The 7,487-nt window shown below is 63.6% G+C and carries 10 protein-coding genes; 6 read left to right on the top strand and 4 right to left on the bottom strand.

Annotated elements, in window-relative coordinates:
* The 4 genes from EOA75_RS25285 to EOA75_RS25270 form a co-directional block, all read left to right on the top strand.
* The coding region (locus EOA75_RS25285) for an AAA family ATPase (protein WP_127325435.1) at nt 1–687 on the top strand (687 nt) is incomplete at its 5' end.
* The gene (locus EOA75_RS25280; protein ID WP_095801296.1) at nt 684–1,205 is read left to right on the top strand and encodes a CoA-binding protein; all 522 of its coding nucleotides are present in this window, start codon (nt 684–686) and stop codon (nt 1,203–1,205) included. The genes EOA75_RS25285 and EOA75_RS25280, both read left to right, overlap by 4 nt.
* 158 nt (nt 1,206–1,363) lie before the next feature.
* The gene (locus EOA75_RS25275) at nt 1,364–2,644 is read left to right on the top strand and encodes an O-acetylhomoserine aminocarboxypropyltransferase (protein ID WP_127325434.1); all 1,281 of its coding nucleotides are present in this window, start codon (nt 1,364–1,366) and stop codon (nt 2,642–2,644) included.
* Nucleotides 2,645–2,649: 5 nt separating this feature from the next.
* Nucleotides 2,650–2,994, top strand: a complete 345-nt coding sequence (locus EOA75_RS25270) for a cupin domain-containing protein (protein ID WP_127325433.1) — start codon at nt 2,650–2,652, stop codon at nt 2,992–2,994.
* 18 nt (nt 2,995–3,012) lie between these two features.
* Here EOA75_RS25270 and EOA75_RS25265 read toward each other — a convergent pair whose 3' ends face one another.
* The 3 genes from EOA75_RS25265 to EOA75_RS25255 form a co-directional block, all read right to left on the bottom strand.
* Nucleotides 3,013–3,777 (bottom strand): transporter substrate-binding domain-containing protein, encoded by a 765-nt coding sequence (locus EOA75_RS25265; protein ID WP_095824720.1) that lies wholly within the window; start codon nt 3,775–3,777, stop codon nt 3,013–3,015.
* Nucleotides 3,746–4,984: a cytochrome P450 gene (locus EOA75_RS25260; protein WP_127217230.1), complete on the bottom strand. Its 1,239-nt coding sequence runs from the start codon at nt 4,982–4,984 to the stop codon at nt 3,746–3,748. The genes EOA75_RS25265 and EOA75_RS25260 overlap by 32 nt, the downstream gene beginning before the upstream one ends.
* A gap of 132 nt (nt 4,985–5,116) precedes the next feature.
* Nucleotides 5,117–5,839 carry a hypothetical protein gene (locus EOA75_RS25255; RefSeq protein ID WP_095801298.1) on the bottom strand — a complete coding sequence of 241 codons (723 nt, stop codon included), beginning with the start codon at nt 5,837–5,839 and terminating at the stop codon, nt 5,117–5,119.
* Between the two features lie 109 nt (nt 5,840–5,948).
* Between EOA75_RS25255 and EOA75_RS25250 the strand changes: the two genes are divergently transcribed.
* The gene (locus EOA75_RS25250) at nt 5,949–6,293 is read left to right on the top strand and encodes a hypothetical protein (protein ID WP_095801299.1); all 345 of its coding nucleotides are present in this window, start codon (nt 5,949–5,951) and stop codon (nt 6,291–6,293) included.
* Nucleotides 6,294–6,310: 17 nt separating this feature from the next.
* A complete protein-coding gene (locus EOA75_RS25245) occupies nt 6,311–6,838 on the top strand; it encodes a gamma carbonic anhydrase family protein (RefSeq protein WP_095801300.1) in 528 nt (175 codons plus the stop codon).
* A 32-nt stretch (nt 6,839–6,870) separates the two neighbouring features.
* Here EOA75_RS25245 and EOA75_RS25240 read toward each other — a convergent pair whose 3' ends face one another.
* The gene (locus EOA75_RS25240; RefSeq protein WP_245457277.1) at nt 6,871–7,305 is read right to left on the bottom strand and encodes an ankyrin repeat domain-containing protein; all 435 of its coding nucleotides are present in this window, start codon (nt 7,303–7,305) and stop codon (nt 6,871–6,873) included.
* Nucleotides 7,306–7,487 lie beyond the last annotated feature (182 nt).

Below are 7,487 nucleotides of genomic sequence, written 5' to 3'. Positions count from 1 at the left end.
TATCCATGGAGCCTGCCGATCTTCCGGGATCGCGAGTTCGAATTCGAATTCACGTCGGCCATCACCATCATCGTTGGCGAGAACGGCACCGGCAAATCGACGCTGCTCGAAGCCATCGGCGCGCTGGCCGGCTATGACGAGGCCGGCGGCGGCAAAGGCTATATGCCCGTCGACCACTCAGGCGCCATCGACAAGAGTGGCGGGGCACTTGCCGCTGCGCTGCGCTGCCATTGGCTGCCGAAGGTCACCGCGGGCTGGTTCTTCCGGGCGGAGTCCTTTTACTCCGTGGCTCGTTATCTTGACCAGGCGGCGCTGGAGTCTGGCGGAGCGCCGCCGGATTTCCTGTCATGGTCGCATGGCGAAGGGTTCATCCGCTTCTTCGAGGAACGCTGCCGACGACAGGGCATCTACATCCTCGACGAGCCCGAAAGCGCGCTCTCGCCGACGCGCCAGATCGAGTTGCTGAAGCTGCTTCAGCGCATGGAGCGGTCCGGCACCGCGCAGGTGATCATGGCGACGCACTCTCCGTTGCTGATGGCCTGCCCGAACGCGCGGCTCTTCCGCATCAGCCGCATCGGCCTCGATCTGATTGATTTTCAGGACACCGATCATTTTCGCATGATGCGTGACTTCTGCAGCGATCCGGCTGCCTTTCTCGCCGATGCGCTGTATGAGGACGAGCCATGAATCACGACGCCTACGACAACAGCTACATTGCCGGCATTCTGAACTCGGTGAAGACCATTGCCATGGTCGGCGCCTCGCCCAACGACGTGCGGCCGAGCTATTTCGTGCTGAAATATCTGCTGGCCAAGGGTTTTTCGGTGTTGCCGATCAATCCCGGTCATGCCGGCAAGCAGATCCTTGGACAGACGGTCTATGCCAGCCTGGCCGACCTGCCGCACCCGGTCGACATGATTGACATTTTTCGTGGCTCGGCCGCTGTCCCTGGCATCGTCGAGCAGGTACTGAAGCTCGATCCGCTGCCGAAGGTCGTTTGGATGCAGCTAGGTGTTCGCCATGACCAGGCCGCCGCGCGCGCCGAGGCAGCCGGCATCAAGGTGGTCATGAACCGCTGTCCCAAGATCGAATATGGCAAGCTGTCGGGCGAGATCGGCTGGACCGGCGTCAACTCCGGCGTGCTATCGTCGAAGAAGCCATTGATGCGCAAGGGTTTCCAGAGTTTTGGCGTGCGCCAGAAATAGACGGACAACCAGGCGCGCAAAACTATTCCGGGAAGAAATGGATTTTCCCGGGCGTTCGCCGCAGATCGCACGCCGAAAGGTATTTTGTTCTTTGCATTCACGACCGCGCTTGGCCAAGAATGCCCGGCGATTTTCGCAAGTTTGAGAGGGAGGCTTCGATGACCCGTACGCCCGGTTTCAACACGCTCGCCGTCCATGCCGGCGCCAAGCCGGACCCGGCGACCGGCGCGCGCGCCACGCCGATCTATCAGACCACCTCCTATGTCTTCGATGACGCCGACCACGCCGCCTCGCTGTTCGGGCTGAAGGCCTTCGGCAACATCTATACCCGCATCATGAACCCGACGCAGGCGGTTCTCGAGGAGCGTCTCGCCGCGCTCGAAGGTGGCACTGCCGCGCTGGCCGTCGCCTCCGGCCACGCCGCCCAGGTCATCGTCTTCCACAATCTGATGCGGCCGGGTGACAATTTCGTATCTGCCACAAAGCTTTATGGCGGCTCCCTCAACCAATTCGGCCACGCCTTCAAGAATTATGGCTGGGAGGTCCGCTGGGCCGATACCAACGATCCATCGACCTTTGAGAGCCAAATCGACGACAACACCAGGGCGATCTTCATCGAAAGCCTCGCCAATCCGGGCGGCATCTTCGTCGACATCGAGAAGATCGGCGACATCGCTCGCAGGCACGGCCTGCCGCTGATCGTCGACAACACGCTGGCCTCGCCCTATCTCGTGCGGCCGATCGAGCATGGCGCCGACATCGTGGTGCATTCGCTGACCAAGTTCATCGGCGGCCACGGCAATTCGATCGGCGGCGCCATCGTCGACGGCGGCACCTTCGATTGGTCGAAGTCGGGCAAATACCCGATGCTGTCGGAGCCTCGCCCTGAATATGGCGGCCTCGTCCTGCACGAGACTTTCGGCAACTTCGCCTTTGCCATTGCCGCGCGCGTGCTCGGCCTGCGCGACCTCGGCCCGGCGATCTCGCCCTTCAACGCCTTCCTGATCCTGACCGGCCTGGAAACCTTGCCGCTCAGGATGCAGCGTCATTGCGACAACGCCGCGAGCGTCGCCGCCTGGCTTTCCAACCATCCAAAAGTCGCCTGGGTGAACTATCCCGGACTGCCGAGCGACAAGAACAATGCGCTGCAGAAGAAATACTCGCCGCAGGGTGCCGGCGCCGTTTTCACCTTTGGCCTCAAGGCCGGCTACGAGGCCGGCGTCAAGTTCGTCGAGGCGCTGGAACTGTTCTCGCACCTCGCCAATGTTGGCGACACCAAGTCGCTGGTCATTCACCCGGCCTCGACCACACACCGGCAACTGTCCGACGAGCAGAAGGTAAAGGCCGGTGCCGGCCCGGACACGGTCCGCCTGTCGATCGGCATCGAGGACGTCAACGACATCGTCGCCGACCTCGAACAGGCGCTGAGCAAGGTCTGAGCGCGATGTCCGCCTTTCTCGCGGTTGATCCCGAAACTGTCGAGCCGGAGGCCGGCGCGCCGGCCCCGGAACGCTTGATCTCCGGCGATCCGAAATTCCGCACCTGGAATGTCGATGAGCGGTACGGCAGCCTTTATGCCGGCATCTGGGAAGCGACGCCGGGCAAGTGGCGCATCGTCTATGACGAATGGGAATTCTGCCACATCCTGTCCGGCGTCTCGGTGATCGCCGAAGACGGCGGCGACGCGCGCACGGTCAAGGCCGGCGACAGTTTTGTGCTGCGGCCGGGTTTCAAAGGGACCTGGGAAGTGGTGGAGACGACTCGCAAGGAATATGTGATCAAGCTGTGAAGCGCGCTTGCCGGGCTGTTAGAGCAGCCGGTCGACATCCGCTTCGGAGAAACCGAATCCGGCCATCAGGTCGCGGTGCCACCGGCTTCCAAGCAGGTCGCCCAGACAATCATCCACACGCCGCCTCAACGCGTCGTTGCCTTTGGCGACCGCAAACGCGCCGGCGGCGGGCAGCCGTTCGGACGCGGGAACGTCAATGACATCGGCCAGAGCAGCCGGTCGCCGCGCGATGTAGCCGCGATGCGCCATGGCGACGCTGGCATAGGCCTGCACCATGCCGGTAGCCACCGCCTCCGCCGCTTGGGCCTGCGTGGTGAACACACTGATCCGCTCCGGCGGCACGCCATTCTGCAGGGCCGTCCGATGCTGGATCTGGTTCGATATCACGCCAAGCCTCGCGGAGGGGTGGCCTGCAAGAGAGCGATAGCCTTCAAGGTCGAGCGGGTTGCCCTTGGCGACCATCAAGCCGTCCGGCAGCGACCAGATCGGGCGACTGAAGTCCACCAGCTTGCTGCGCTCTTCCGAGATGAACAGGCCGGTGGTCATGTCCCAGCGGCCGTCGGCCAGTCCCGGCAGTAACTCGGCGAATTCAGTCTCGACGGGCGTGAAAGCCGTCGTTTCGGACATCGCGAAGATCTTCTCGGCCAGCATCGCGTCGCAGCCGCCGACTTTCCCGGATGCATCGGTGAAGCAGAAGGGCGGTTCCTGCAGAAAGGCGAATCTCATTTTCAGATCTTCGGATTTTTGCGGCTCAGAAGCGCACCGAGAGCGCTTCCAATCCATGAAAATGATAGGTGTCGCGGAAGCGCGGCTCTTCCGTCAGGCCTAGATCCGGCAGCCGGTCGAACAGCGTCTTCAGCGACACCTGCAACTCCAGCCTGGCCAGCGGCGCGCCGATGCAGAAGTGGATGCCGGCGCCGAACGACACGTTCTTCTGGTCCGTCCGCGCCGGGTTGAATGTGGCCGGTCCGGCGAAAGCCAGCGGGTCGTGATTGGCCATGCCGAGCAGCAGCGCCACCGTCTCTCCGGGCTTGAGCAAAATGCCCGGAGCAGCTTCCATCTCTTCATAAGCATAGCGCAGGAACATGTGCAGCGGCGCATCGTAGCGCAGGCATTCCTCGACCGTGGCGGCATTGGCCTCCGGTGTTGCAAAGAAGCGGCGCCCATCGCCGCCCTGCGCGAGGATCGTTCTCACGGCATTTCCGGTCTGGTGCACAGTCGCTTCGTGCCCTGCGTTGAGCAGAAGGATAGCTGAGGAAACCAGCTCGTCCTCCGAGAGCTTCTGGCCGTTGTCCTGGGCCTCGATCAGCAGCGAAAGCAGATCGTCGTCGGGTCTCTTGCGCCGCTCGGCGACATAGCCGCGCAGGAAAGCCGCGAAATCGTGCGCGGCGCGGTTGGCCGTCTCCTCGGTCTCGCGCGTGCGGCCGTGCATGTACATGGCGACCATCTGATGCGACCAGTCGAGCAGTTGCGGCCCCATCTCGACCGGAACGCCGAGCATCTCGGCGATGATGGTGATCGGCAAGGGCGAGGCGTAAGCGGGCAGAAGATCGACGGAGCCCGGCTCGAAGCGGTCGATCAGCTCATTGGCCAGAGCCTCGATGCGCGGCCGCAGCCGCTCGACCTGGCGCGAGACGAAGGCCCGATTGACCAGTGTCCGCAACCTCGTGTGCACCGGCGGCTCGAGCTCAAGCATCGAATTGGCTTCGATGGCGTCGAAGGCGGTCAGGTGCGAACGGTCGTCGCCAACCCCGCGGCTGTCGGGAATGCCGGCCGGGTTCTGGCGGCCGAAGCGACGATCGCGAAGCAGGCGGTTGACGTCGTCGAAGCCGCCGAAACACCAAAAACCGTAATTCTCCCAGAAGAAGGCGTTCGAAGCGCCGTGCAAGAAGGCGTAGCCCTCATACGGGTTCTGCACAAAGGCCGGTTCATGCGGGTCGAGGCGCAGGCGGCGGCTGACGGGGTCGAACGTGAGATAGGGTGGCATCATGTTCGACCAATAGCGCGCCTTGCCGGCCCGATGCCAGACCGCATCGCCGAGCCGGTCGTGCCGATATATTGAGCCAGGCTGGCCGCTGGAGAGGAAGAGCGGGTGGCGCGCCCATGGCTCCGGCGCAGCGCTTCAGCGTCCCGTTTTCAGGATACCGGCCACCTTGGTGGCGATCGCGGCATCGAGCACCTGCCAGTTCCCGAGCAACTCGCGCGGGAAGCGGTAGGTGAGGCTGAGATCGTCGCCGACCTGGATGTCGCGCTCGCAGGGGGCCAGCGATTCCTCGGCACTTGGGCCGCTCAGGCAGCGGGCGACGAACGGGTCTTTGCCGGGGCGGTCGGCGACCGCCAGGACCTCGTTGAGATAGCCCGATTTCTCGGCGAAGCCGTAGAGCGTCGTCCCGCCCGGGCCGGGTGTGCCCGGCTTGACGATCAGGGCGCTGTAGATCGGCGCGAAACGGCCGCTCATGTCGCGCGACATCATCCGCGGCTCGAATGACAGGAAGATGATCTTCCTGGTCGTGGTGTGGTTGAAGTCGCCGCGCGCGGCGGTGCTGTAGCCGTCCATTTCAGGATAGCGCAGATAAAGGTCGAGTCGCGAGGCGTTTCCGTCGCGCCTGGCCTGGTCGAAGCGGATGAAGTTGGCCGGCACACTGATCACATTGTTGCCCATGACGACCTGGCGCACGGTCGTGTCGTCGGTGTAGCCGGCCATGGCGATCGACCGGCCGAGCCATTTGCCGCCGAGACTGATAGCCACCGAAAGCAGGGCGAGCGCCGCGAAGACATAGAAGACCCGCTTCATCAAGGTCGAGTCGACAACCTCGAATTCCTCCGCGGCGGCTGCCTCTCTCATCCCAATTCCCCGATCCGCTCACCTGTCCTCAGGTGGCACAATTGGCGCGGCATGGCTCTTGCAGCGCGTCGGCACGACTGTGCGGTCTCATGGTAAACGGTTGGTAAAGATGGATCTCATGCTGCTCCCTCTCTACGCTTTTGCGGTCGGCCTGACGGCTTGCGGCCTCGCCGGCTCGGCGATGGAAATCGTCTGCGGTGGCCGGCTGGCCTTCGCCGAACCCTATGTCACGCCTGCCCATATTGTGCGCTCGCTCGCGGTGACCGCCTGCGCCGGCCCGTTCATGCTCACCAATGATGCTCTGGCTGCGCGGCGCGAGGGACGCATCGGCACGCTGGCGCTGCTTTCCTGCGGCTGCACGGCGATTGCCTGGGCACTGGCGCTCGGCATCGTGCTGATCACCATTGCTTCCTGGGCAACGGGTCTCCTAAGCTCCGCCGAATTCTCGGCTTGAGACGAATCGGAGAAAAGATGCCGATCTATGCGATCGACGGGAAGGCGCCCCGGTTCGAGGACGCCGAAACCAATTGGGTGGCGCCCGACGCCACGCTGATCGGCGATATCGCGATAGGCCGCAATGCCGGCTTCTGGTTCGGCGTCGTCATCCGCGGCGACGGTGAAACGATCACCATCGGCGCCGACACCAATGTGCAGGAACATACGGTCATGCACACCGATCCGGGCTATCCGCTCACCATCGGGCAGGGCTGCACGATCGGTCATCGCGCCCTGCTGCATGGCTGCACGGTCGGCGACAGCAGCCTGATCGGCATGGGCGCCATCGTGCTCAACGGCGCGAGGATCGGCAAGAATTCGCTGGTCGGCGCCGGCGCTTTGGTGACGGAAAACAAGGTTTTCCCGGACAATTCGCTGATCGTCGGCTCGCCCGCCAAGGCGATAAGGGTGCTGGATGACGCGGCAATCGAGAGGCTGCGGGTCTCGGCCGCGCACTATGTCGCCAACGGCAGGCGCTTCAAGACCGGATTGAAGGAGCTGTGACAGCGGTTCAGTCCGCCGCTTCGCCCGCGACCTTATTCACTGCGTCGGGACATTGCCTGACGCAGCAGCGACGCCCCCGCTTCGAAACCGGCGCGGTCTGCACCTTCCAGGGCGGTTTCACAATCATCGATGCGCGTCCTGAGCGACGGATCCGCGCCCGACGCCAGCAGCAGGCGGATTGCCTCGGCGTCGCGCTGCGCCACGGCGTAATGCAGAGGCGTCCAGTCGTTGACCCCGCGCATGTTCGGGTCGGCGCCCTGCTCGAGCAGGATCTGGATAAGCTGCAGCCTGTCCGGCCGCTCGGTGGATAGCGCGGCGATGATCGACGGGAAGCCGGCGGGATCCTCGTAATTCGGATTCGAGCCTGCATCAAGCAGCGTGACGATGAAGCCGGCCGGGCTCCAATAGACGCGTATTCCAAGGGATGGCCGAGGCCGAGCTCGAACGGCATCCTCTCGTCGTACCATTGCGCGGAGCCGCCGAGCGCCTTGCCAAGCCCATCGAAATCGCCCGCCTTGAAGGCGTCGTCTATCGCCTTGAACAGCTTGGCGCGCTCGCAGCGGTCGTCAGGGATTTCCAGCATCGCCGTCCATCCAAAAATAAACGGCCATAGTGCTCCGGTCTGCCGTTACGAGAAAGGCCCGCAGGC

Origin of the sequence: Mesorhizobium sp. M1A.F.Ca.IN.022.07.1.1 (assembly GCF_003997575.1) — a bacterium.
GTDB lineage: Bacteria > Pseudomonadota > Alphaproteobacteria > Rhizobiales > Rhizobiaceae > Mesorhizobium.
Note: the sequence above shows the minus strand (reverse complement) of the source record. Positions and strands in the feature narration are given on the sequence as shown.